22 protein-coding genes are annotated in these 23,134 nt (G+C 61.7%); 5 read left to right on the top strand and 17 right to left on the bottom strand.

Going from position 1 to position 23,134, the window contains the following annotated elements; all coding sequences use genetic code 11:
* Positions 1–9: 9 nt before the first annotated feature.
* From Q362_RS0101555 to Q362_RS0101515, 9 genes are all read right to left on the bottom strand, one after another.
* Positions 10–678: a CIS tube protein gene (locus Q362_RS0101555; RefSeq protein WP_028317241.1), complete on the bottom strand. Its 669-nt coding sequence runs from the start codon at positions 676–678 to the stop codon at positions 10–12.
* Between the two features lie 3 nt (positions 679–681).
* Positions 682–846, bottom strand: coding sequence for a DUF5908 family protein (locus Q362_RS23970; protein WP_169737344.1), 165 nt, complete (start codon positions 844–846; stop codon positions 682–684).
* Positions 847–849: 3 nt separating this feature from the next.
* Entirely contained in the window at positions 850–1,296 is a 447-nt protein-coding gene (locus tag Q362_RS0101545; RefSeq protein ID WP_028317240.1) for a phage tail protein, read from the bottom strand.
* Positions 1,296–1,730: a phage tail protein gene (locus Q362_RS0101540; RefSeq protein ID WP_028317239.1), complete on the bottom strand. Its 435-nt coding sequence runs from the start codon at positions 1,728–1,730 to the stop codon at positions 1,296–1,298. Before Q362_RS0101540 ends, Q362_RS0101545 begins: the two co-directional genes overlap by 1 nt.
* A 57-nt stretch (positions 1,731–1,787) precedes the next feature.
* A complete protein-coding gene (locus tag Q362_RS0101535; RefSeq protein WP_028317238.1) occupies positions 1,788–3,200 on the bottom strand; it encodes a phage tail sheath family protein in 1,413 nt (470 codons plus the stop codon).
* Between the two features lie 12 nt (positions 3,201–3,212).
* The gene (locus tag Q362_RS0101530; protein ID WP_028317237.1) at positions 3,213–4,217 is read right to left on the bottom strand and encodes a hypothetical protein; all 1,005 of its coding nucleotides are present in this window, start codon (positions 4,215–4,217) and stop codon (positions 3,213–3,215) included.
* Complete coding sequence (locus Q362_RS0101525; RefSeq protein ID WP_028317236.1) at positions 4,214–4,783, bottom strand: Pvc16 family protein; 570 nt, start codon at positions 4,781–4,783, stop codon at positions 4,214–4,216. The genes Q362_RS0101530 and Q362_RS0101525 overlap by 4 nt, the downstream gene beginning before the upstream one ends.
* Before the next feature lie 485 nt (positions 4,784–5,268).
* A complete protein-coding gene (locus tag Q362_RS23355) occupies positions 5,269–5,490 on the bottom strand; it encodes a hypothetical protein (protein WP_157469803.1) in 222 nt (73 codons plus the stop codon).
* 16 nt (positions 5,491–5,506) lie between these two features.
* On the bottom strand, positions 5,507–6,046 hold the full coding sequence (locus Q362_RS0101515; RefSeq protein ID WP_028317234.1) for a methylated-DNA--[protein]-cysteine S-methyltransferase: 540 nt from the start codon (positions 6,044–6,046) through the stop codon (positions 5,507–5,509).
* Positions 6,047–6,742: 696 nt separating this feature from the next.
* Between Q362_RS0101515 and Q362_RS0101510 the strand changes: the two genes are divergently transcribed.
* A complete protein-coding gene (locus Q362_RS0101510) occupies positions 6,743–7,252 on the top strand; it encodes a hypothetical protein (RefSeq protein WP_028317233.1) in 510 nt (169 codons plus the stop codon).
* 140 nt (positions 7,253–7,392) lie between these two features.
* Positions 7,393–9,204, top strand: coding sequence for an ATP-dependent zinc metalloprotease FtsH (gene ftsH, locus Q362_RS0101505; RefSeq protein ID WP_028317232.1), 1,812 nt, complete (start codon positions 7,393–7,395; stop codon positions 9,202–9,204).
* An 18-nt stretch (positions 9,205–9,222) separates the two neighbouring features.
* On the opposite strand, the gene Q362_RS18605 is transcribed toward ftsH, so the two are convergent.
* The 6 genes from Q362_RS18605 to Q362_RS0101475 all read right to left on the bottom strand — a co-directional run bounded on the left by Q362_RS18605 (position 9,223) and on the right by Q362_RS0101475 (position 18,340).
* Positions 9,223–9,942 (bottom strand): CBS and ACT domain-containing protein, encoded by a 720-nt coding sequence (locus Q362_RS18605; protein WP_051553458.1) that lies wholly within the window; start codon positions 9,940–9,942, stop codon positions 9,223–9,225.
* A gap of 247 nt (positions 9,943–10,189) precedes the next feature.
* Positions 10,190–11,518 (bottom strand): type I glutamate--ammonia ligase, encoded by a 1,329-nt coding sequence (gene glnA / locus Q362_RS0101495; RefSeq protein WP_028317231.1) that lies wholly within the window; start codon positions 11,516–11,518, stop codon positions 10,190–10,192.
* A gap of 328 nt (positions 11,519–11,846) precedes the next feature.
* Entirely contained in the window at positions 11,847–14,027 is a 2,181-nt protein-coding gene (locus tag Q362_RS0101490) for a glutamine synthetase III family protein (RefSeq protein WP_028317230.1), read from the bottom strand.
* A gap of 99 nt (positions 14,028–14,126) precedes the next feature.
* Entirely contained in the window at positions 14,127–16,727 is a 2,601-nt protein-coding gene (glnD, locus tag Q362_RS18600) for a [protein-PII] uridylyltransferase (protein ID WP_051553456.1), read from the bottom strand.
* A complete protein-coding gene (locus Q362_RS0101480; RefSeq protein WP_028317229.1) occupies positions 16,727–17,065 on the bottom strand; it encodes a P-II family nitrogen regulator in 339 nt (112 codons plus the stop codon). Before Q362_RS0101480 ends, glnD begins: the two co-directional genes overlap by 1 nt.
* 54 nt (positions 17,066–17,119) lie before the next feature.
* The gene (locus tag Q362_RS0101475) at positions 17,120–18,340 is read right to left on the bottom strand and encodes an ammonium transporter (protein WP_028317228.1); all 1,221 of its coding nucleotides are present in this window, start codon (positions 18,338–18,340) and stop codon (positions 17,120–17,122) included.
* A 479-nt stretch (positions 18,341–18,819) separates the two neighbouring features.
* Here Q362_RS0101475 and Q362_RS0101470 point away from each other — a divergent pair, with 479 nt between their 5' ends.
* A complete protein-coding gene (locus Q362_RS0101470; RefSeq protein ID WP_028317227.1) occupies positions 18,820–19,203 on the top strand; it encodes a PilZ domain-containing protein in 384 nt (127 codons plus the stop codon).
* Positions 19,204–19,237: 34 nt separating this feature from the next.
* On the opposite strand, the gene Q362_RS0101465 is transcribed toward Q362_RS0101470, so the two are convergent.
* Together Q362_RS0101465 and Q362_RS0101460 are read right to left on the bottom strand one after the other, a co-directional pair.
* Positions 19,238–20,647 (bottom strand): mannose-1-phosphate guanylyltransferase/mannose-6-phosphate isomerase, encoded by a 1,410-nt coding sequence (locus Q362_RS0101465; RefSeq protein WP_035215236.1) that lies wholly within the window; start codon positions 20,645–20,647, stop codon positions 19,238–19,240.
* Between the two features lie 121 nt (positions 20,648–20,768).
* Positions 20,769–21,359 (bottom strand): CvpA family protein, encoded by a 591-nt coding sequence (locus Q362_RS0101460; RefSeq protein WP_028317225.1) that lies wholly within the window; start codon positions 21,357–21,359, stop codon positions 20,769–20,771.
* A gap of 143 nt (positions 21,360–21,502) precedes the next feature.
* On the opposite strand from Q362_RS0101460, the gene Q362_RS0101455 reads away from it, so the two are divergent.
* Together Q362_RS0101455 and mutM are read left to right on the top strand one after the other, a co-directional pair.
* Positions 21,503–22,285 carry a 4'-phosphopantetheinyl transferase family protein gene (locus Q362_RS0101455; protein ID WP_157469801.1) on the top strand — a complete coding sequence of 261 codons (783 nt, stop codon included), beginning with the start codon at positions 21,503–21,505 and terminating at the stop codon, positions 22,283–22,285.
* Positions 22,278–23,129: a bifunctional DNA-formamidopyrimidine glycosylase/DNA-(apurinic or apyrimidinic site) lyase gene (gene mutM / locus Q362_RS0101450; protein WP_028317223.1), complete on the top strand. Its 852-nt coding sequence runs from the start codon at positions 22,278–22,280 to the stop codon at positions 23,127–23,129. Before Q362_RS0101455 ends, mutM begins: the two co-directional genes overlap by 8 nt.
* Positions 23,130–23,134: the final 5 nt, after the last annotated feature.

Raw genomic sequence — 23,134 nt, 5'->3', positions numbered from 1 at the left:
CGGGAATGGCTATTTCTCCAGGGGCGGAAAGACCAGCTTCACGCCCGGTTGCAGGTTGCGGAAATTGTCAATCCGGTTGAACCGGGCCACTTCCAGGTAGTACATGGGGTCGTTGTAGATGGCCGTGCACAGTCCCGGCAGGGTGTCGCCCGCCTTGACGATGCGGATGTGGGTCAGGTCCGGGGACTGATCCCGGGCCATGGCGACCCGGGTGCGGTCGTCCGAATTGTCGGTGAAGGTGGCGTTGACCACCGCCCGCAGAGGCACGCCGTCGGGCTTGAACAGTTTGTAGACCACGGACACCGATTTGAGGACGCAGCGCCGCACCTGCAAAGTGCCCCACACCACCTTGAGGTAGTTGGGCCGGTGGATGTTGCCGTTGTAGCCGGTGACCGTCTGAAACCGCTCCACCTCCGCCTGCACGTCGATGGTCCGGCCGCCGGCACCGGTGCCGTCGAGGAAGAAGCTTAAGCTCAGGTCGCCGGGCTTCTGCTTCTTGAACTGCATGCGGCTGTTGTTGGTCCCCGCGCCCTGGGCGCTGTCGTACTCCATCTCGTAGCTGAGGGTGATCTCGCCGGGATTGACGAAGGCCGCGAATTCGGCCACCGGCTGCCCCGCATAGGTCGGCGACTCGTAGGCCAGAATCGTCAGCTTTTCCAGCATGCCCCGTTCGCTCATCGCTCAGCGCTCCGCCTTCTGTTCGAGGATGTCCAGCACCCGCTCGACGCATTCGGCCACCAGGGCCTGCCGGTCCGCGACATCGAGCGCGGGCGGGGCGGCCGTGCCCCCGGCGGCCTGATTGTCCACCTCCACCGAAATGATGACCTCGTCGATGATCACCGGCATGCCTCACCCCCTGTCCACGGTGAAATATTGATAAAAGAGCTGCATGGTTTCGATGCTCACCGTGTTGCTGGCCGCGTTGAAGTCGCCGATCGACCACTTGGTCGGATAGGCGTTGACCAGGTGCCAGGTGACCAGGGGCTGGTGCTCGTCGTTGAGCAGCTTGACATCGATGTTCCTGGGCTCGATGACCAGGTCCTCGATGCAGGAGCGGATCCAGCCGATCAGTTCCGAATCCGCCAGCAGGCCGCGCTTGAGCACCAGTTCCGGATACCGGGCCCGGGTCGGGTATTTCTGGACGAACCGGTTCTCGCCGCCCTCGGCCACCTCCTCGGTCTCCACATCCACGGCGAGCCCGCTAACCTCGGTGAAGCGGACGTCGTGGCTGTTGGCCGAAAAGCCCAGCACCTCGACGAGAAAGTGGAAACTGACCGGCGGGTAGTAGACGGCCATCAGTCGTTCTGCACTTCAAGCCCTTCGTGGGCGATCTCGATCGACTCGACGGCCACCTCGTTGGCCGAGGCCTTGAGCTGCGGCCCCTCCACCTTGACCGGGAAGGCGTTGTGCACCTTCCAGACCATCACCGGGCTGTGCTCCTCGTTGAGCAGCTTGATCACCAGGTCGCGGCGCTCGACCTTGTTGAGCTTGATGGTGTTGAGCCAGGCGAAGAACTCGTTGTCGCTCTTGACCACGCCGCGCTTTAGGGTGATGTTGCTGAACTTGCGCAGGCCCGGCATCTTGATCGACGAGTATTCCGGAAAGGAGCCGTCCCGGTACTCGATGGCCTGATTTTCCTGGGTCAGGCCGGTGACCTCGGAAAAGCCAATGCGCGTGCCGCCCCACTCGACGGAAAAATGAAAGACCGGAAGAGGATAGATTTTCTCCATGATGTCATCCTTATGGCGTTGAGAGCGTAATGGTTTGCCGTCCCGGAACGGTCAGGTTCAGGAGGTCTGCATTTTGTGCGAGAACTTGAGGACGATGAACTCGGCCGGCCGCACCACCGCCATGCCGATCTCCACGTGCATCCGCCCCTCGAGAATGTCCTGGGCGGTCATGGTGATGCCCAGGCCGCAGCGGACGAAAAAGGCGTCCTTGGGCGTGGCGCCGGCCAGGGCGCCTTCCCGCCACTTCTGGATCAGGTAGTTCTCGATCATGCCGCGCACCTTGACCCAGGTGTTGGCGTCGTTGGGTTCGAACACTGCCCAGTAGGTCGATTTCTTGATCGATTCCTCCGCCATGTTGAAGAAGCGGCGGACCGACACGTAGCGCCATTCGTTGTCGTTGCCGGCCAGGGTGCGCGCCCCCCACACCAGGATGCCCATGCCCATGAAGGCCCGGATGACGTTGATCGACTTGCCGGTGGAGGCATCGACGTTGAGGCCGTCCTGGCGGGCGTTGTCGAGCTTGATCACCGGTTCGATCACTCCGGCGAGGCTGACGTTGGCCGGCGCCTTCCATACGCCGCGGTTGGCGTCGATGGCGGCATAGACGCCGGCCACCGCCCCGCTCGGCGGCAGGGTGAGGAAATGCTCCTTGAGCGCCGTCTTGGCGAAATTGTACAGGGCGGTGTTGCCGGTCTTGAGGGTATCGAGGGTCGCGGTCGGATTGGCGCCGTGGGTGACGCTGACGTTGGTCTCGCCGGCATTGACCCAGAATTGCATCGTCGTCCTGATGAAGGGATAATAGGCGGCGCCGTATTTCAGGTAGTTGTTGCCGAAATAGCCCCGGTTGGCGGCCAGCGCCGTGGCGTCCAGGTCGGTGGTGCCGTCGTGGATGTCGAAGATGGCGAAGCGGTCGCCCAGGGTGTTGCACTGGAGCAGCACCGCCTGCACCAGGGTGGTGTAGTCGGCGGTGTTCAACTGCACCGCCTCGGGAATGACGATGAGGGTGGGCTCGTCCTCGAGCTTGATTGCATCGAGGCCGTCCTGCAGGCCGTACATGCTGGTGGGATCGGCGGAGGCGTCGCCGGCGAGATCGATCGCCGGCGTGGTCTTGTAGGTGCCCACCGAAACGATGTAGCACTGGCCGCCGCCGTTGTCGAAGAACATCTTGACGCTGTAGTAAAGCAGGTATTTCACGGCGGGCTCGGTGAAGGAGGTCACCTTCAGCCCGCCGTCGGTGCCGTCGATGACGGTCAGGGCGATGGTGTCGTCCTCGGGGAAGCCGTAATACTGCTCGTACTCCTTGAACGAGTAGATCTTGGTCGGCTTGAGGATCAGGTCGTTGTCGGTTTTCTTCCGGGCGGTCTCGGTGTAGCCGATAAAGGCCGGGATGGCGGTCTCGACCTCGGCCACCGAAGGCGGGAACGCTGAAATCTCTTCCACATACACATCGGGCGTCTTGTACGTTGGCATGTTGTCCTTCCTCTAGGGTTTAGAAATATGGATGACCACGTCTCCATGCACATCGACGGCTCCCACCTGGGGCAGATGCTTGATGAGGACATCACCGTTCTTGCGCAACTGAATATTTTTCCTGGCCTGCTTCCGCCGGGCCACGGGACCGCGCGAGCGGAACAGGACCACCTGCTGGCCGTTGTTCGCCAGCAGGGCGGGGGCCAGTTCCCCGTCGCCGAAGGCAGCGGCTTCCACCCGGTCGAACAGGATCTGCGGCCGCTGGTCTTCGCCGAATCCGGCATCGGCCACCGTCAAGGAGGCGAATTCGGCCTCGGTGTACTTGCCGATTACCAGGTAATAGCGCAGCGTCTCCTCCCTGGCCGCAAAGGAGACGGCAAAGGACGGCGGCGCGGCGTAGAAGCCGGCGGCAACGGTGAGTTCCACCATCCCGAACACACCGGCGGCCAGCGACTCGGGATCGAGATACGAGTTGGTGGCGAGGGTCTCGCCCGGATAGGCCTCTTCCAGGCGGTAGAGGCCCGGAGGATATCCGCTCAGGTCGAACGACACGTCGGCGCGGTCGTGCGCCGCAACCACGGTTTCGGTGAGCGCCGGTTGGCCGTCGGGATGATACAGGTCGACGGTCACCGGCCGCTCCGGTCGGGCCAGCGCGTGGGCGAAGAGACGGCCGGTCAGCCGGGCGGTCAGGGGCGGATCAAGCGCGGCCGGGTCGGCGGTGTTGCGGTACAGCGGGGTGGCGGGCACGACGGCCGTGACCAGGGCAAAAAGCGGATTGCGCAGCAGCAGGCCGAAACGCAGGGTGGCCCCGGCCAGCGGCCGCAGCGGCGTGCCCGTCTCGTCGGTCTCGAACAGCACGTGCAGCACCCCGTCCCGGACCTTGACCAGCAGCCTGCCGTTGTTCAGCAGCGCGGCGGTATCCGTCGGCGTGACAAAGCCGAAATCCCGGCATCGCCCCCCGTCGTAGTACGCGTGGTCGACATGCAGCGTGCAGAGGGTGCGGAACGAGGTGATCATCGGCTGTGGATGGTGGCGCTGATGGTGGTCAACGGCGGCTGGATGCCGGTTGGCTCGGTCTCCTGGAGGATCACCAGCCGCACCCTATACACTGCCGAGGGGAGATGTTTCGCCCCGATGTAGGTCCAGATCTGGTTGAGCTGTTCATAGTTGAGCGAGATCAGGTCCACGGCCAGTTTGCCGCAGGCGGGCGTCAGGGCCGGGTACTGGTCGGAGGTGAAGACGGGATGGGCCTGGAAAAAGGTGAGCAGCAGGGCCAGATATTTGAGCGCCTGGTCGTAGTGGGTGAAATGGGCGGCGAAGAGCAGGTGCAGGTTGAGCTTGAGTTCGGGCAACGTCGTCACCTGCTGGCCGTTGACCGTGGCGGTGGCGGGCATCTGGGCCTTGAGTATGCGCTCTTCCTCGATATTGACGATCGCGCAGCCGATGTTGTCGATGGCGAAGGCATATTTGCCGGCCTCGTCGGCCACCTTGCTCAGGACGACCTTGACCGCGTCCGAACCGGTGCGGAGCGTCAGGGCGGCGTTTATCTCATCCCGCAGAAACTTCAAGGCGACATCAAGCATGACCGCTCCCGTGGCCAGGGGGTGACTGACAAACCGGCATCTGGATCCAACCCGGCAACCGGCCCGTGTCATGCGCGGGCGGCAATGCATCCGGGGCAATGCTCTTCCTTTGACCTCGTAACCTATCGGAAGCGGCCGGAAAGACAAGAGAGGAAAAGTAGAGAGAAATCGGAGATGTTTTCTATCCAGAAATCATGAACTCGCCGCCAATTTCCCGATTGCATTTCTCTTTATCAAGTCGCCCCGGACCGACAGCGTTGGCGTCCGACTACAGCCGCTCCGCAGGAACCCTGATTTTGTCCGCCAGGGCGTCCGGCGGCTTTCGCCATGCTGCTGTGTGGATATTTCCAGGTTCGCCGGAAACCATGTTTTTAAAATATTTTAAATAATTTCAACAAATTATACAATTAAATGCGCCTAACCTCATCCACCGGGAAACACCGGGGCCGTTGGCACAACCTGCTCTTGTGAGCATCCAGAGTTCATCATGTTTGACTTGGCAATGGAATAAGCACAAGATGGACGACGAGGAGATGGCCAATCAGGTCGATTTCTTCAAACCCGCCGAACATCAGAGCCGGATTTTTTGTCCAGAATGCAATGCGGTCCACGATGCCTGGCGAAAGGTCCACCCGGCCCGGTCGGCTGGAATTGTGGGGAAAGCTGTCACGTTTTTTGCCCCTTGCCGAAATTCCTGATTCCGGCAAGGGGCCGCATTCGATTCTACAGGGCAGTGCCCTTGCCGGGCACGAAAAAGTTGGACGTGTCGATGCCTTCAAGTTCCAGGAGCTGTATCTTTTTGCTGATGCCTCCGGCGTATCCCGTCAAGCTGCCGTTTGCCCCCACAACCCGATGGCAGGGGATGATGATGGAAATGGGATTATGCCCCACCGCGCCGCCAACAGCTTGACCCGACATGCTTTTTTTGTTCATCCGGGCAGCCGTTTCCTTGGCGATTGCGCCGTAGGTCGTATATCCGCCGTAGGGGATCTCACACAAAATTTCCCACACGCGCCTGCGAAACTCTCCGCCTGTGGGGGCCAGGGGCAACTCCGATATGGCCGGTTTCTTTCCGGCAAAGTAGGCGTCAAGCCATTGCCTTGCCTCCGTAAGCACCGGCAGATCGTTTTTTTCGGAAAGATCGCCTGTGACAGTGCCGCCAAAATACTTTTGGCCTTCAACCCACAAGCCAACCAAGCTCTTGCCGTCACTCGCCAGGGTGAGTGAACCCAAAGGCGATGCATACTGCGTAGAATACAACATGCCATTCTCCCGTTTTGAGAAAGTTTACAAAGAGTTCCATAAAGTGATCGCTGCATAGCTGCGCCAGGGACTCCAGGCTTCAGCCGTTTCAAGGATTTCCTTTTCCGCACGAGGCGAGACGGGTCCGCGCCGTAACCTGTGGCAAAACCGGCAGCAAAGCGGAATCCACGGTAACGGCCAGCGCGTTCCTCTCGGGGCGGTGGCTTATCCGCATCCAACCATCCAACCGTACACGTCTTTTTGCTCGCCGCCGATACAATGTACGGTGCGCCGGTATTCGCCATCGATAGCGACCTCGACGCCGGATATAGCCCAATGGGCGAGGAAATCGCGCCCGGTTTTCAGAGTTTAGTATCGTGCATCTCCTTTTTCCGAGACTGTCGTCTTTTTCTCGAAAACTACTCGCCATTTTCGGCCATGCATCCCTTATGATCGAAAAAAAATCCGGGATGGATTCTTCTCATAGAATACATAGATATAATTAGAAAAACATAGCAGCCCGCATTGTGCAGCATGATAAAAATGGTGTTCCGGTTTCGGAAGAGCCCACGGGACGTTCAAATGATCGACAGTGACGCCGCTTTCCCGATCGGGTCGACTTGGATTGAGCAGTCAAGAAACTTCCCCAACCGGGGACGATTATGGTAATGAGAAAGGAATGTTAGAATAACAGCAGCCAGCGGGGAAGGAAAACAGATGAAGAACGGGCAGCCGGATCGTTTCATTTATATTGTCGGCGAACATCAGGACGGCATTATCCCGGAAAATCCGGAAGTGTTCGCCTTTACCAGAAAATCGATGGAGCGGGTCGAGACCGACGAGCTGCAACTGGTCTTGGCCAATGTTTTTGCCAGGGGCCAGTATTTCCCCGGCCCCGACGGCGCCCTGGCCTCGGTGATCCATGAATTCGTCGCCCGCTCGGAACGATACAGGCAGAAGTCGGCCAAGCTGAACAAGGGCCGCTGCACCCTGGTCACCGCCCTCAAGCGGCTGGACGGGGAGATATCGGTCAAGGTCACGGCCGTCATGCCGGTGGAGCATGGCAGTCTCGATCCGGAGCGGCCGGAGGGATTCCATACGTTGCTGATCAGGACGCTGCCCGATTTTCAAAACGCCCTGATCGAAGAAGCATATGCCCAGGATTCCAAGCTGATCGGCATCATCAAGGAGGCGACCATGCATCACATCCAGGGATCATTGCAGTAACCGGTTCGCCGCGCAAGCCTCCGGCCGCGCCCCCAAAAGGACACACTCCTTGCCGCGTCCGGCGCCGTTCCTCGACGCCGGACAGGGCCGGAAGAGCGCCATCTCCGTCAACCAAAGCGGACACCCGCAAGGGAACCAACATGGAAAACAAGCAGAAATTCAACGTGATTTTCGCCATTTTCGCCGTCTTCGGCATCCTGGTCATCCACGAGATCTGGGTCGAGCAGCAGACCATCACCGCCGTGCCCTACAGCGAGCTGGAACACCTGCTCCAGCAGGGCAAGGTGGCGGACCTGGCGATCCGGGAAAAATACATTGCCGGCACGTTGAAGGAGCCGGAGAACGGCAAGAAGATCATCGTCGCCAACCGGGTCGACCCAGGCCTGGCCGAACATCTGGCCAAGTACAACGTCCCCTACACCCAGGTGTATGAAAGCAAATTCCTGGCGACGATCCTTTCCTGGGTGGTGCCGGCCCTGGTGTTTTTCGGCATCTGGATGCTGATTCTCCGCAAATTCGCCGACAAGCAGGGACTCGGCGGCGGCTTCATGAACATCGGCAAATCCAAGGCCAAGGTCTATGTCGAGCATCAGACCGGCGTCACCTTCGAGGATGTGGCCGGGGTGGATGAAAGCAAGGCGGAATTGCAGGAGATCGTCGATTTCCTGAAGGCGCCCGAGGATTACGGCAAACTGGGGGCCAGGATGCCCAAGGGCATTCTGCTGGTCGGCCCCCCCGGCACGGGCAAGACCCTGCTGGCGCGGGCGGTGGCCGGCGAGGCGGGCGTGCCCTTCTTCTCGATCAGCGGCTCGGAATTCGTCGAGATGTTCGTCGGCGTGGGGGCGGCGCGGGTGCGCGATCTGTTCGAACAGGCCCGCAAATCGGCGCCGGCGATCATCTTCATCGACGAACTCGACGCCCTGGGCCGGGCCCGCACCGCCGCCGGCCTGGGCGGCAACGACGAGCGCGAACAGACCCTCAACCAGTTGCTGGTCGAACTGGACGGCTTCGACCCGGCCAGCGGCCTGGTTCTCCTGGCCGCCACCAACCGGCCCGAAATCCTCGACCCCGCCCTGCTCCGCGCCGGCCGCTTCGACCGCCAGGTATTGGTCGATCGTCCCGACAAGCTGGGCCGGATCGCCATCCTCAAGGTTCATATGAAAAAGATCCAGATGGGCGCAGATGTCGACCCCGCCCAAGTGGCGGACCTGACCACCGGCTTTTCCGGGGCCGATCTGGCCAACCTGGTCAACGAGGCCGCCCTGCTGGCCACCCGGCGGCAGGCGGACGAGGTCAGCATGAACGACTTCACCCTGGCCATCGAGCGGATCATCGCCGGCCTGGAGAAAAAAAACCGGCTGCTCAATCCCCGCGAACGGGAGATCGTCGCCTACCACGAGGTCGGGCACGCCCTGACCGCCCTGGCCCTGCCGGGCACCGATCCGGTCTTCAAGATCTCGATCATTCCCCGGGGCATCGGCGCCCTGGGCTACACCCTGCAACGGCCGACCGAGGACCGTTTTCTCATGACCAGGGAGGAACTGGAGCATAAAATCGCCGTGCTCCTCGGTGGCCGGGCGGCGGAAAAACTGATCTTCGACCACCTCTCCACCGGTGCCGCCGACGACATCGCCCGGGCCACGGACATCGCCCGTAACATGGTCACCCGCTACGGCATGGATCCGGCCATCGGCTTCGTCGTCTACGAGGACAACCAGCCGAACTTCCTCGGGCCGACCGGCCACGGGGTCAACGGCTGTCAGATCAGCGACAACACCGCCCAGCAGATCGACCTCTCGGTGCGCACCATCATCGACGACACCTTTGCCAGGACCCTGAATATCCTCAAGACCAACCGGGATATCCTGGAACGGTGCGCCAAGACCCTGCTGGAAAAGGAAACCCTGCTGGAAAAGGAACTGATCGAACTGACGGCGGATCTGCGGCGCTGACCCTCCGGCGCCGCGGGATTATTTTTTACCCGGGCCGTGGTCGGCAACCGGAGGCTGCGCGGCGGGTATGCGCGGCAGGAAGGGCCGGAGATCCCGCTCGTAGCGGGTGAGCACCTTGAAGCCGCCGGCCTCCAGAGCGGCGATGGCCTGCTCGCCGTCGGATGCGGCCACCCGGATCACCAGATGGGAGATGTCGGGAAAACCGGTGACCGGCCAGCAGAACAGGCTTTGAATGTTGGTCCGCTGGTCGCGGAGAATGGCCGTCACCTCGGCCAGCCGGCCGATGCGGTCGTCGACCAGGACCCCGAGGCGCCTGCTCTCCCCGCCCATGCCGATGGCCTGGAGCAGCACGCCCATGACGTCGGTGCGGGTGACGATACCCACCAGCCTGCCGGCCGCCATCACCGGCAGCGAGCTGATCACCTGGGTCTGCATGATGTGGGCGGCCCGCTCGATGGTGGTGTCCGGGGTCACGGTGATCACGTTGTCCACCATGATCGCCCCCAGTTCAACCTTGGGGAGCAGATAATGGAGTTCGTGGACGCTGAGGGTGGTGGCCGGCGACGCCCAGTTCAGCCGCAGATCCCGGTCGGAGACGATTCCGGCCAGCCGCCCCTTCCCGTCGACCACCAGCAGGTGGCCGATCCGATGGCGTTCGATCAGTTCGCGGGCCTCGACCAGCGTGGTTTCCGGGGGCACCGTCACCAGATCGGTACGCATGATTTGGCCGATGTACATGGGGGTTCCTCCTCCGTTGGCGCCGGATCGTTCCCGCCGAAGCCCTCCCTTTGTCTCCCCTTCGCTTTATCCCGCGGCGGCGGACGGCCGGCAGCGTTCCGGCTCGTGGCACCTTGCCATTATACGCCAAGCCGTTGCCGAACGCCATCCGCACCACCGGAAAAGAACCGCCGCCGGCGGTGTTCGCACCAAAAAAATGGGGCAGTCCCGAAGGGATGCCCCATGCATTACGCGGTCTTCGCGCGGATCAATAGCGGCGGAGATAGGTGTTCAGCTCCCAATCGGTGACCGCGATGCGGTACTCATCCCACTCCTTTTCCTTGCCCTCGATGTATTTCTCGAAGATATGGCTACCCAGCGTTTCCCTGGCGATGGGGTTGGCCTTGAGTTCCTGGACGGCCTCGTAAAGGTTGGCCGGCATGCTGGCGATACCGGCGGCCACCTTCTCGGCGGCGGTCATCTCGAAGATGTCGACATCGGTGGACGGCGGCGGCGCGAGGTTGTTCTTGACGCCGTCCAGGCCGGAATTGAGCATCATAGCGAAGGCCAGGTACGGGTTGCAGGTGGGGTCCGGGCAGCGGACCTCGGTCCGGGTGCCCAGACCGCGGGAGGCCGGGATGCGGATGAGCGCGGAACGGTTGGAGGCGGACCAGGCCACATAGACGGGGGCCTCGTATCCTGCGACCAGACGTTTGTAGGAGTTGACCAGCGGGTTGGTCACGGCGGCGAACCCGCGGGCATTCTTGAGAATGCCGGCGATGTACCGGTAGGCGACTCCGCTCAGTTGCAGCGGGTCCTTCTCGTCGAAGAAGGCATTGGTGCCGTCGAGGTTGAACAGGGACTGGTTGGTGTGCATGCCCGAGCCGTTGATACCGAAGATCGGTTTCGGCATGAAGGTGGCATGGAGACCGAATTCGGCCGCGATCGACCGGACGACCCATTTGTAGGTGATGGTGTTGTCGGCGGCGGTGACGGCATCGGCATATTTGAAATTGATCTCGTGCTGCCCCTCGGCGACCTCGTGGTGCGAGGCCTCGATCTCGAAGCCCATGGCTTCCAGGGTCTCGATGATCTTGCGGCGGCACTCGATGCCGCCGTCATCGGGCTCGACATCGAAGTAGCCGGTGACATCGTCGGTGATGGTGGTGGGGCGTCCGTCCTGGTCGCGACGGAACAGGAAGAACTCGCATTCGGTGCCGACGTTCATGGTGAAGCCGAGCTTCTTCGCCTCGTCCATGACCCGCTTCAGGTTGTTGCGGGGGCAGCCGACAAAGGGGGTGCCGTCCGGCTTGTACACGTCGCAGATGATGCGGGCGGCATTGCGGCCGTCCTTCTCGCGCCAGGGCAGGACGACGAAGGTGTTGTAATCGGGCTTGAGGTACATGTCCGACTCGTTGATGCGGACAAAGCCCTCGATGGAGGAACCGTCAAACATGATCTTGCCGTCCAGCGCCTTTTCGATCTGGCTGCGCGGAATGGCGATATTCTTCATGAAGCCGAAAATATCGACAAACTGCAGACGGAAAAAATTCACGTTTTTTTCCTTGATGGTCGCCATGATGTGGTCGCGGGTCATAACTCTGCTCCTTGTTCTTTGTGGATTCTGATTACCAACGAACTTCAACCAGGGTCACACGGCACTGAACCTGATCCGTGTATACTCTCCAACATGAAAAAGATCAATATACGAACACATAATCGGTAGATACGGGACGGAAACGGCGCGCGGGCAGGCCGATCGCCGGGGGGTCGGGCGTGGTGCGCGTTCCGGCCGCCGCAGGTGGATTCGGCGGCGGTGGCATCGCCCGGCCGCGATGGGAGGATCTGCACGCCGGCTTTACGGGAAAGAAAAAGGCCGCCCCCTGCCGGGAGCGGCCTCGAAGGTTTTTGCGGTGCTGTCGGGATCAGCGGATGAACAGCATCTCCTGATAGGAGGGCAGCGGCCACAGATCGTCAGCCACCACGGATTCCAGGGCGTCGGCGTAGCCGCGCACCACCAGCATGGCCGGAAGCACCTTCTCGCACATGTACTTGGCGTGGGCCAGGGTGTCGCCGCCCTCGTGGGCCAGGAGCTTCTCCAGCTTGTCCGCCTCGGCCTGCATGGCGCGCAGCTTGGCGGTGACATCCTCGAGAGCGGCCATCTTGAAGTCGTGGCCGATAACCTTGAGGTTGGCGCAGGTCTCGGCCAGCTGGCCCTGGTACCGCATCGCCGCCGGGAAGATCACGGTGCGGGCCATGCGGATCACCAGGTTGGCCTCGGTGGTGATGACCTTGACATACTGCTCCAGGTAGATTTCCTGGCGGCTCTTCAGTTCGGCCTCGGAGAGGACACCGTACGCGGTGAACAGTTCCACCACGTCCTTGCCGGTGAGCACGGGCAGGGCCTCGGGGGTGGTCTTCAGGTTGGGCAGGCCGCGCTTGGCCGCTTCCTTGTGCCAGGCCTCGGAGTAGCCGTCGCCGTTGAAAATCACGGTGTCGTGCTCCTTCATGATCTTCTGGAGCAGCTTCTGCACGCCCTCGTTGAACTGGGTCTTGTTGACCTTGCCCAACTTCTCCAGTTCGGTCGCCACGTAATCGAGAGATTCCGACATCATCGTATTCAGGGCCACCTGGGCGCCGGCGATGGAGTGGGAGGAGCCCACGGCCCGGAACTCGAAGCGGTTGCCGGTGAAGGCGAAGGGGCTGGTGCGGTTGCGGTCGCCCGGATCCATGGGCAGCGGCGGCAGGGTATCGACGCCGATGTTCATGACGCCCTTGGTCTTGGACCCCTTGACGTCGCCCTTCTTGATCTGCTCGAACACATCGGCCAGTTGCTCGCCCAGGTAGGCGCTCATGATCGCCGGCGGCGCCTCGTTGGCGCCCAGGCGATGGTCGTTGGAGGCGGAAGCCACGGTGGCGCGCAGCAGGGAACCGTATTTGTGCAGGGCGCGGATGGCGGCGGCGCAGAACACCAGGAACTGGGCATTGGCGTGCGGCGTGTCGCCCGGATCGAACAGGCTGCCCAACTCGGCGTTGCCGATCGAATAGTTCAGGTGCTTGCCCGAGCCGTTGATGCCGGCGAAGGGTTTCTCGTGGAGCAGGCAGACCATGCCGTAGCGCTTGGCCACGGCGCGCAGGGTGGTCATGACCATCTGGTTGTGGTCGGTGGCCAGGTTACCCTGCTCGAAGATCGGGGCGATCTCGAACTGGCTGGGAGCCACTTCGTTGTGGCGGGTCTTCACGGGGATGCCCAGCTTGAAGAGTTCACGCTCCACTTCCATCATGAAGGAGAGCACCCGGCGGGGAATGACGCCGAAGTACTGGTCCTCGAACTCCTGGCCCTTGGCCGAAGGTGCGCCGAAGAGGGAGCGGCCGGCGATGAGCAGGTCGGGACGGGAGAACACGAAATTGCGGTCGACGAGGAAGTATTCCTGTTCGGGACCGGCAAAGGAGGTGACCGGCAGCTTGGTGGAGACGCCGAAGAGCTTGAGCACCCGCTTGGCCTGCTTGTTCAGGGCCTGGAGGGAGCGCAGCAGCGGGGTTTTCTTGTCCAGGGCCTCGCCCGTCCAGGAGACGAAGGCCGTGGGGATGCAGAGGAAGGTGCCGTTGGGATTCTCGAGGATGTAGGCCGGGCTGGTGACATCCCAGGCGGTGTAGCCGCGGGCCTCGAAGGTGGCGCGCAGGCCGCCGGAGGGGAAGGAGGAGGCATCGGGTTCGCCCTGGATGAGCATCTTGCCGGAGAACTCGGCAATCGCTCCACCCTCGCCGTCCGGAACCAGGAAGGCATCGTGCTTTTCAGCGGTCAGGCCGGTCAGGGGGTAGAAGACATGGGTGAAGTGGGTGGCGCCCTTCTCGATGGCCCAGTCCTTCATGGCGTTGGCGACCACGTCGGCAACGGAGGCGTCGAGTTTCTCGCCGAAGGCGATGGTGTTCTTCAGCGATTTGTAGACATGCTTGGGCAGGCGCTCCTTCATGACCTTGTCGCTGAAGACGTTGGATCCAAACACGTCGGTGGGTTTTGTTTCGCTGAAATTCAGGGGGGCATGGGATGGTTTGTAGTTGATGATTGCCGAAATGGCGTTCAGACGGGCCTGGATTCCACTCATAGTGCACGCTCCATAAAGGGTTGAAAATGATGATGACTACAGCTTGTCAGCTCGTTTGGAATTGATGAAAAACCCGGTTGTTGCCGGATACTCCCGCATCTATGACCGCTGCGGCACACCGGCGGTCTCGGGTTCCGCCTCCTCCGCGCCGATGATCCGCATCAGGGTCATACGCACCTTCTCCACCGCAGCCGGCTCGGTCAGCTTGTCCCCGGCCCGGTTCTTCACATAGAAGATATCGATCAACTGCTCGACCTCGGTGGCGATGCGGGCCCGATGGATGGACAGCCCGAAATCGGCTAGGGTCTGGGTCAACTGATACAGGGCGCTCCGGTTGTCACCGCCGTACACCTCGATGATCGTGTAGGGCTGCGAAGTCTGGTTGTCGACGATCACCTTGCGCTCCAGTTGCTGCACCGGGCGGGACGGGCCATACTGCTGCACCTGGCTGCGTTCGTGGAGCTGATAGCCGACATCGAGCCGGTAATTGACCGCCAGGTTGAAATCCCGCTCCACCGCCTGCCAATCCATCTCCTCGAAATCACGCGGGATGGCCGGAACCACTTCAAGGGTGTCCACCACCGTGCCGTCCGGCCAGGTAAAAATCTGGGCCGACAAAACCGTCAGATGGTGCAGGGCCAGCACGCCGCAAAATTTCGCCAGCAGACCGACGCGATCCGGCCCCATGATCAACAGCGACCAGGAACGCCCGCCCGGCTCCGGAAAAAGCAGCACCTGCTGGGCCAGACGCGCCGCCTTGTCCGTGTGCACCCGGAGATGGTGCAGCACCGCCGGTAAACCGAAGCTCAGGAGATACTCCGCAGGCAGGCTCTGGACATCCATCCGGGTCGGCCGGCCGTCCAGATGGGCCAGAATCCGCTCGCGCAGCCAACTAACGCCCTGCTCCTCTTCCTCCGAGTCGGAACCGTCGAGGTGGCACTTGGCGCCGAGGCACGCCTTGAGGCTCAGATACAGTTCCGCCAGCAAACTCGCCTTCCAGTCGGACCATGCCGACGGGCCGGTGGCCTTGGAATCGGCGATGGTCAGCAGATAGAGCATGGTGAGCCGCTCGGTGTCGCCGATCAGTTCCGCCGCCTGCCGGATGAACTCGCGGTCGCTGAAATCCCGCCGCATCGCGTTTTCCGGCAGATACAGATGATACCGGATCAGAAACGCCAACGTGGCGCACACCTCTTCCGGCAGATGCAGCCGGGCGCCGATGCCGGCGGCCATTTCCGCCCCGAGGACCGAATGGTCGGTCCGGCGGCCCTTGCCGATGTCGTGGAGCAGCGCCGCCAGGTAGAGCACCTCGATCTGGTCGATCTCGGCGAACAGATCCGGTTCGTCCCGCCGTAGCGCGCTCAACTCGGCCACCGCCTGCAACTGGTGGCGGTCCACGGTATACAGATGGTAGAGATCGTGCTGCGCCAGCGATTCCACCCCAGCAAATTCGGGAAGATAGCCGGTCAACAGCCCGGTGGCCAACATGGCCTCCAGCACCGGAAAAATCGGCTCCGCCTGGGTCAACAAATCGAGAAAGGCCTTGGCCACCCGCTTCGAGGTTCGGAACCGGTCATCCACCAGGAACAGGGAACTGGCCACGCTCTGCCGGGTGCGGTGGTGCAGCGGCGCCCCCAGTCGGCCCGCCTGGAGGAACAGCCGCATCAGCAGCAGGGGCCGCGCCGTCAACTCGTCGAGGGAGGTCAGCCGCACGGTGCCGCCACGGAGCACGATGCCCCGCTCCACCTGCTGTTCCGGCGATGTCCCGGCTGTCAGCCCCAGCACTTCGTGCACATGCTCAAAGAACAGATCGGTGACCACGGAAACGGTCTGCAGGTGGCTGTACACATCCCGCATGAAATGCTCGACCCCGAGCATGCCCCCCGTATCCCGATAATCGAACGCCTGCGCCACCTCCTGCTGATACTCGAAGATCAGATGGTCGTTCTTGCGGCGGCACAGCAGATGCAACCGGTTGCGGATCTTGAGCAGCATGGACCAGGCGCTCTCGAACGCCTGCCTGTTGGCCGCCTCCAGCATGCCCGAGGATTGGATGGCGTCGAGGTCCTGAAGGCCGAAAACGCCTTTCGCCACCCACCCCATGGCCTGAATGTCGCGGAGCCCGCCCTTGCCTTCCTTGATGTGCGGCTCGAGCAGATAGGTATGGCTGCCGAATTTCTGCCAGCGCTCCAGCTTGAAGGCGTCCATGGTCCGGACGAAATCGAGCCGGCGGCCATCCAGCACCTTCTTGCCGTAGCGGGCGCGCAGTTCGTCGAACAGCGCGGCCGAACCCGCAATCAGCCGCGCGTCCAGCAGGGACACCTGGAAATGGAAATCATCCAGGGCGAACTGGACGGCATCCTTGACGCCGCGCACGCTGTGTCCGACCTCGAAGCCCTCGTCCCAGAGCGGATACAGCAGGGCCTCGGCGACCTCCTGCATCGCCTTCTTCGACCGCCGGTCGTGGAGCAGCAGCAGATCGATATCCGAATAGGGATACAGCTCCCGCCGGCCATAGCCGCCCAGAGCCACCACGGCGATGGCGCCCCTGGCCTTCTGCACCGCCGGGGCGCCGGCGAACCGATGGGCAATGAATTCATCGATCAACGCCGCGGAACGGTGCAGAATCTCCTGACCGCTGAGCCCCTCTCTCCAGGCCTCGGCCAGCGCTTCCTGCTTGGCCCGCAGAGGCACCGTCATCAAACGGCCTCGCTGCCGGTCTCCCCGGTCCGGACCCGGACAACCCGTTCCACCGGCTGGACGAAGATCTTGCCGTCGCCGATCTTTCCGGTCCTGGCCGCGGCCAGGATGGTCTCGATCACCTGGTCGACCTGGTCGTCCTGGATAATGATCTCCAGTTTGATTTTCGGGATGAAATCGACCACGTACTCGGCACCGCGGTAAATCTCGGTATGGCCCTTTTGCCGGCCGTATCCCTTGACCTCGGTGACCGTCATCCCCTTGATGCCGATGCCGTTCAGGGCATCTTTCACTTCATCGAGTTTGAAAGGCTTGATGATGGCTTCAATTTTTTTCATGGCACGCTCCTCAGTTCCGTCCCTTTCGCTCCAGACCACCGCCGGCCGGATGCATTAATTATAGGCGGTCTCCGAATGCTCGGTATAGTCGAGCCCCTGGTGTTCGGCTTCCTCGGTGATGCGCAGCCCCATGGTCATGTGCACCCCTTTCAGGATGACCCAACTGACCACGAACGCATACCCGCACACCGCGCCGACGCCGACGAGCTGGTTCACCAGCTGCGCCCCGTTGCCGGCCAGCAGCCCATCCACGCCATTGGGATTGGCCGCCCTGGAGGCGAAAACTCCGAGAAGGATGGTACCGGTCACTCCTCCCACGCCATGGATACCCACCACATCGAGGGAGTCATCGAACTTGAATCTGCTTTTCAAATTGACCGCCAGGTAGCAGATAACGCCTGCGATCAAGCCTATAACAATTGCTCCTCCCGGTCCAACAAAACCTGCGGCCGGCGTGATGGTGGCCAGACCCGCGATGGCCCCGGACGCGGCGCCCAGAGTGGTGGGCTTGCCCAGCTTGATCCACTCCATGGCCGTCCACATCAGCATGCCCGCCATGCCGCCCAGATGGGTGGCGACAAAGGCGGTGCCCGCAACCTCGTTGGCCGCCAGCGCGCTGCCGCCGTTGAACCCGAACCAGCCGAACCACAGCAGACCGGTACCCAGCATGGTCATGGGCAGGTTGTGGGGCATGAAATTGCTCTGCCCGAACCCCTTGCGCGGCCCGATCACCATGACCGCGGCCAGGGCTGCCGCCCCGCAGGTGGCGTGCACCACCAGACCACCGGCAAAATCGAGCACACCCAACTTGACCAGCCAACCGCCACTGCCCCAGAGCCAGTGGCACACCGGATTGTAGACCAAAACGGCCCAGAGCAGGCTGAAGACCACAAAAGCGGGAAAACGGACCCGCTCGGCAAAGGCACCGGCAATCAGAGCCGGGGTGATCACGGCGAACATGCACTGATACACCATGAACACCACCTGCGGAATGGTGGTCGCGTAGGTTTCGCTCGGGGCGATGCCAACGCCCCGCAATCCGATCCAGGACAGGTCGCCGATCAACCCGCCGACATCCGGGCCGAAGGACATGGAATATCCGAGATAGACCCACTCCAACGAAACGAGCGAAATCAGGACAAAGCTCTGCATGATGGTACCCAGCGCGTTCTTGCTCCGAACCATGCCGGCATAGAACAACGCCAGGCCGGGAGTCATCAGAAACACCAAGCCCGCAGCCGCCAGGATAAATGCCGTATCCGCACCGTTGACCATTGCCATCCTCCTTTATTGACAATTTTGTAGGGTTAAGAAAAGCACCCTAACAAAGAGGTGGCAATTAATCAAATATTCTTTTTTCAATCTACAAAAAAGTAACGGTCGTCAAACCCCGCATTTCTCCCCGGCACGCCCGTTCTTTTCGCTGGATGGAATTATACAAAATCCAGGCCAAAACAATATCAACATACTAACATATTAATTAAAAAAGATTTTTACCAAAAATTAATCGGATACATTGAAACAAAACACACATTTTTGAAATTTTTTGACCAACAAGAAACAAAAATGTCTTCCTCGTGTCGTGCCGAGCCCTTGATTGACAAACGAAAATCCGAACGGTACTCTTTTGAGGACACCGTGTTTGGCGAGAGGACACGAGATGCCCAGACAAGCGCAGTTCCGCCCCGATACCGCTTGCATCCGCCACACGACCACACACCGCGAGCGCGGCTCACCGACCGACAGGAAACACGATGACAACGGAACGCAGACAATACATTCGCCCGGAATCGCTGAATTTACTGGATTATCTCGTTGTGGACGAACAGGGACGGCCCAGTGATTATTCCATGGCGCGAACCCTGAACGTGAGCAAGGGCGGGATTTTGATGGAAACGCACATCCCGCTGCCGAAAGGGCAGCAGGTAATGATCACCTTGGGCCTGAAGGACCAGTTGATCGACGTGATGGGAAGGATTGTCTATTCCGCCAGCGATTCAGGCCGGCACCACAGCGGCATCGAGTTCTTTCATGTCTCCGACAACGACAAACGCGTTCTCGACGATTATGTCGCGGCCTTTCACCGGCAACACGCCCACGACATAGCCACCCACCCCATGCCGATCTCCGGGGGCTGAGCGGTCACCGCGGATCGATTCCTTTCCGGGCGGTCTATTCCAGGACTCTTCCGTACTCGTCGTCGAAGCGGACGATGTCGTCCTCGCCGAGGTAACTGCCAATCTGCACCTCGATCAGTTCCAGGGGGATCACTCCGGGGTTTTCCAGACGATGCCTGGTGCAACTGGGAATGTAGACGGCCTCGTCTTCCTTGAGCAGAATGGTCTGCTCGCCTTTCTGCACCTTGGCCGTTCCCGTGACCACCACCCAGTGCTCATGGCGATGGTGGTGCATCTGCAGGGACAGACGCGCGCCGGGATTGACCGTGATCCGCTTGATCTGGAACCGCTCGTGCAATTCCAGGGTGGTGTAGCTCCCCCAGGGCCGGAACACGGTGCGATGGACATGATACTCGCCCCGCTTGTCCTGCTTGAGCTTGTCGACGATCTTCTTGACATCCTGCGAACGGTCCATGGGCGCCACCAGGACGGCATCGGCGGTTTCCACCACCATGGTGTCGCGCAGGCCAATGGCCGCGACCAGGGTATGGCCGGAACGGATCAGGGAATTGCGGACATCCTCCAGCAGGACATCGCCCCGCACCGCATTGCCCTGTTCGTCCTTGTCGCTGACCTCCCAGATGGCCCGCCACGAGCCGATGTCGCTCCAGCCGATGTCGGCCGGAACCACCGCCGCCTTTGCCGTTTTTTCCATCAGGCCGTAATCGATCGAATCCGACGGACAGGCGGCCATGGCCACGCCGTCGAACCGGAAGAACACGCCGTCTTCCCGTCCCGTTGTCGCCGCCTCGGTCATGGAAGCGGCTATGGCAGGGGCATGGGCCTGCATTTCCGCGAGAAGGGTCGCGGCGGTGAAGGCGAACATGCCACTGTTCCAGAGATAATTCCCGCTGGCGAAATACCGTTCCGCCGTGGCCTGATCGGGTTTTTCCACGAAACTGGCCACCGCGGTTCCCTCCCCCTTGGCAATATAGCCGTACCCAGTTTCCGGCCGGTCGGGCACGACGCCGAAGGTGACGATCCGCCCCTGCCGGGCCAGTGCGGCCGCCTCGCGGACCACACGGGCGAACTCCCCGGTCTTGACGATCAGATGATCGGCGGGCAGCACCAAAAGGACATCGTCACCCCGGCCCAGTTGGTCCACATAGGCCGCTGCCCCGCAGATGGCGGGTGCGGTGTTTTTTCCGCACGGTTCGAGCAGAATGCGGTAACCGGCAAACAGATCGAGCGCTTCCATCTGGCTTTTGGCCAAAAAGCGATGTTCCTCGCCCACCACGAGAAGAGGCGGCAGGGCATCCTCCAGCGCGGCGACCCGTTGCGCCGTGGTCTGCAGCAACGACAGCTCGCCGGTCAGGCTGATCACCTGTTTGGGATAGAGTTCCCGGGAAAGGGGCCACAGCCGGGAGCCGGTCCCGCCCGCCAGAATGATCGGTTGAATCGCCATGAACGCACCTCGACGGTTTGTCTGTTTGAAGAATTGAAGGATTCGCTTCACGTCTGGATCAGATGCACCGGCGTGTCGGCCGTGCTGCGCGTGAAGTATAAACGCGGCGGCGAAAGGACCGTCAGGTCTGCGCCGGTTTCTTCTGCTCGCCCCGCTTGTCCGCCGGTTTTTCCGGCAGCAGTTCGTTGAGGATGGCCGGATCCTTTTGCATCAGATAGTCGCGCAGCCGGGGATCGTTGACGAACGAACGCAGCCATTCCGCCCCCTGTTTGAGATACGGCGAGGAAGAGGATTTGCGCAGCATATCGTTGGTGGTCGACAACGTGGAGGCCAGCAGCATGTAGAGCAGGGACGCGACCAAGGCGGCCTTGGCGCCGCCGAGCGCCAGCCCGGCCAGCCGGTCCAGCCAGCCGAGCAGGGTGATCTGGAGGAAACGGTGCAGGATCTTGCCCATCAGGGTGAAGACAAGGGCCGAGACCACAAAAAGTATGGCAAAGCTGACAAAGAAGGTTACCTTGGGATTGTCGACGAACCGCTCGGTCCAGGGCAGAATCCTGTCCGCGTACCGGCCGGCGATGCCGTAACTGCCCACCAGGGCGAAAAAGGCGGCCAGTTGCCGCACAAACCCGATCCAGACACCCCGGACCACGAACAGCAGAAAAATGGAGGCGACCACCAGGTCGAAAAAGGTCACATCATGCAACGTCGGCATAGGCTTGGGTCCGGAATCATGAACAAGGAACTGCGATTGTGCCGGTGGCCCTTGCCCCTGGCGGGCGGGGCCGCGGGAAGCACCGGCGGCATTTGGAAAAAGGTGCCGGCGGCACCGGGTCGATTATACCGGATTCATGGGTCATGACAAGCATTTGTCCGGAAACGACCCTGAAAACCCACGACCTCCTCGTGAGCCATCCGGACGGCGTGGCCGAGCGGCTGCGCACGCTCTCACCGGCTCACTGCCGTTTGGCATTGCTGGATTTGAGCCTCTTGTCCCCCCTGATCGAACGACCCGGCGAGCTTGCCCCTCTGCTCTCACCGGCGGAAAACGACCTCTTCCATCAGTTCCGTTCTCCCAAACGGCGGCTGGAATGGCTGGGTGGCCGCCTGGCGGCCAAACACTGCCTGCACCGGCTCCTTGCCCCCGCGACTTCCCTGCTTTCGTTTCAGCAGTATTCCATTCTGCCCGATAGTCACGGTCGCCCGTCCCTCGAAAGCGCACCATCGGGTCGGCCGGCCGCTTCGGTCTCCATTTCCCACAGTCGGGGATATGCGGCGGCCCTGGCCTGCCAGGTCGGGAGTTGCGGTATCGACATCCAGCACCTGACGCCACAACTCGCCACCGTGGCGGAACGGTTTGCGCGTGTGGAGGAGCTGGACCTGATCGATTCCCGGCTCGCGCCCCTCACCCGGCTCGGCCTGATCTGGACGGTCAAGGAAGCGGTGAAGAAGTGCCTGCTGGCCGATTATCCCTCGTTTTTCGGGATGATCCGATTGACGCGGGTGGAGCGCGACCGGGAGGCATCGCTCTGGACAGCCCTGTGCCAAGTGTCGCAACCGGCCGTCATGACCGCCACGGTACGGATAACAGAGATAGGCGATCATCTGGTGGCCTGCACCACGGGAGGCGCGCATGCCTGAATTGCCGGAAGTGGAGGTCACCCGCCGGGGGTTGCTCGACCACCTGCCCGGCCGGACGGTGGTCCGTATCGCCTGGAGCGGCCACCGGTTGCGGACTCCGATGCCGCGCCGCCTGCTGCGTGAACACGTCCTCGATCAACGAATCGCAACCCTCGACCGCCGGGCCAAGTACCTGCTGGTGCGGATGGCCGGGGGAGCGATCCTGGTCGTTCATCTGGGCATGACCGGCAAACTGAGCTTGCTCGACGGGGATACGCCGCGCCATCGCCACGATCATCTCATCCTGACCCTGGACAACGACAAGGACGTGCGCCTGAACGACAGCCGCAGATTCGGCAGCGTGATGGTGTGGCCGGCGGCAGCGGCTGAGGAGGCCGAACGCGCCTTTTCAGCCGGGGAAGGAATCGAGCCCTTGGGCTCAGGGTTCACCGCCGAGCATTTGCTCCGGCTCGCGGACCGGAGGTCGACACCCATCAAGTCGTTGCTCATGAACGGCCGGCTCATTGCCGGCATCGGCAACATCTACGCCAACGAAATCCTGTTCGCCAGCCGCATCCATCCGTCAATCCCGGCGGGCCGGTTGGTGGTCGACGATTGGCAGCGGGTTGCAGCCGAATCCAGGCGGATCCTGCATCAGGCGATTGCGGCCGGCGGCTCCACCATCGCCGATTTTCTCGGCGCCACCGGTCATCCCGGCTACTTCCAACTGCATTTCCAGGTGTATGGCCGCGAAGACCAACCCTGTCTGCACTGCGGCCGGTCCATTGTCAAAACAACGCTGGCAGGCAGGGCCACCTACTTCTGCCCCGCCTGCCAGCTACCCTCTCCCCACCGTCTCCTTTAAGCGAC

The organism is Desulfobulbus elongatus DSM 2908 (genome assembly GCF_000621145.1).
Lineage (GTDB): Bacteria > Desulfobacterota > Desulfobulbia > Desulfobulbales > Desulfobulbaceae > Desulfobulbus > Desulfobulbus elongatus.
Note: the sequence above shows the minus strand (reverse complement) of the source record. Positions and strands in the feature narration are given on the sequence as shown.

Bases quoted from the DNA above. Each gene is read 5' to 3' on its own strand.
- Q362_RS0101555 (WP_028317241.1), bottom strand. From the start codon at position 678: ATGAGCGAACGGGGCATGCTGGAAAAGCTGACGATTCTGGCCTACGAG.
- Q362_RS23970 (WP_169737344.1), bottom strand. From the start codon at position 846: ATGCCGGTGATCATCGACGAGGTCATCATTTCGGTGGAGGTGGACAAT.
- Q362_RS0101545 (WP_028317240.1), bottom strand. From the start codon at position 1,296: ATGGCCGTCTACTACCCGCCGGTCAGTTTCCACTTTCTCGTCGAGGTG.
- Q362_RS0101540 (WP_028317239.1), bottom strand. From the start codon at position 1,730: ATGGAGAAAATCTATCCTCTTCCGGTCTTTCATTTTTCCGTCGAGTGG.
- Q362_RS0101535 (WP_028317238.1), bottom strand. From the start codon at position 3,200: ATGCCAACGTACAAGACGCCCGATGTGTATGTGGAAGAGATTTCAGCG.
- Q362_RS0101530 (WP_028317237.1), bottom strand. From the start codon at position 4,217: ATGATCACCTCGTTCCGCACCCTCTGCACGCTGCATGTCGACCACGCG.
- Q362_RS0101525 (WP_028317236.1), bottom strand. From the start codon at position 4,783: ATGCTTGATGTCGCCTTGAAGTTTCTGCGGGATGAGATAAACGCCGCC.
- Q362_RS0101515 (WP_028317234.1), bottom strand. From the start codon at position 6,046: ATGTTGTATTCTACGCAGTATGCATCGCCTTTGGGTTCACTCACCCTG.
- Q362_RS0101510 (WP_028317233.1), top strand. From the start codon at position 6,743: ATGAAGAACGGGCAGCCGGATCGTTTCATTTATATTGTCGGCGAACAT.
- ftsH (WP_028317232.1), top strand. From the start codon at position 7,393: ATGGAAAACAAGCAGAAATTCAACGTGATTTTCGCCATTTTCGCCGTC.
- Q362_RS18605 (WP_051553458.1), bottom strand. From the start codon at position 9,942: ATGTACATCGGCCAAATCATGCGTACCGATCTGGTGACGGTGCCCCCG.
- glnA (WP_028317231.1), bottom strand. From the start codon at position 11,518: ATGACCCGCGACCACATCATGGCGACCATCAAGGAAAAAAACGTGAAT.
- Q362_RS0101490 (WP_028317230.1), bottom strand. From the start codon at position 14,027: ATGAGTGGAATCCAGGCCCGTCTGAACGCCATTTCGGCAATCATCAAC.
- glnD (WP_051553456.1), bottom strand. From the start codon at position 16,727: ATGACGGTGCCTCTGCGGGCCAAGCAGGAAGCGCTGGCCGAGGCCTGG.
- Q362_RS0101480 (WP_028317229.1), bottom strand. From the start codon at position 17,065: ATGAAAAAAATTGAAGCCATCATCAAGCCTTTCAAACTCGATGAAGTG.
- Q362_RS0101475 (WP_028317228.1), bottom strand. From the start codon at position 18,340: ATGGTCAACGGTGCGGATACGGCATTTATCCTGGCGGCTGCGGGCTTG.
- Q362_RS0101470 (WP_028317227.1), top strand. From the start codon at position 18,820: ATGACAACGGAACGCAGACAATACATTCGCCCGGAATCGCTGAATTTA.
- Q362_RS0101465 (WP_035215236.1), bottom strand. From the start codon at position 20,647: ATGGCGATTCAACCGATCATTCTGGCGGGCGGGACCGGCTCCCGGCTG.
- Q362_RS0101460 (WP_028317225.1), bottom strand. From the start codon at position 21,359: ATGCCGACGTTGCATGATGTGACCTTTTTCGACCTGGTGGTCGCCTCC.
- Q362_RS0101455 (WP_157469801.1), top strand. From the start codon at position 21,503: ATGACAAGCATTTGTCCGGAAACGACCCTGAAAACCCACGACCTCCTC.
- mutM (WP_028317223.1), top strand. From the start codon at position 22,278: ATGCCTGAATTGCCGGAAGTGGAGGTCACCCGCCGGGGGTTGCTCGAC.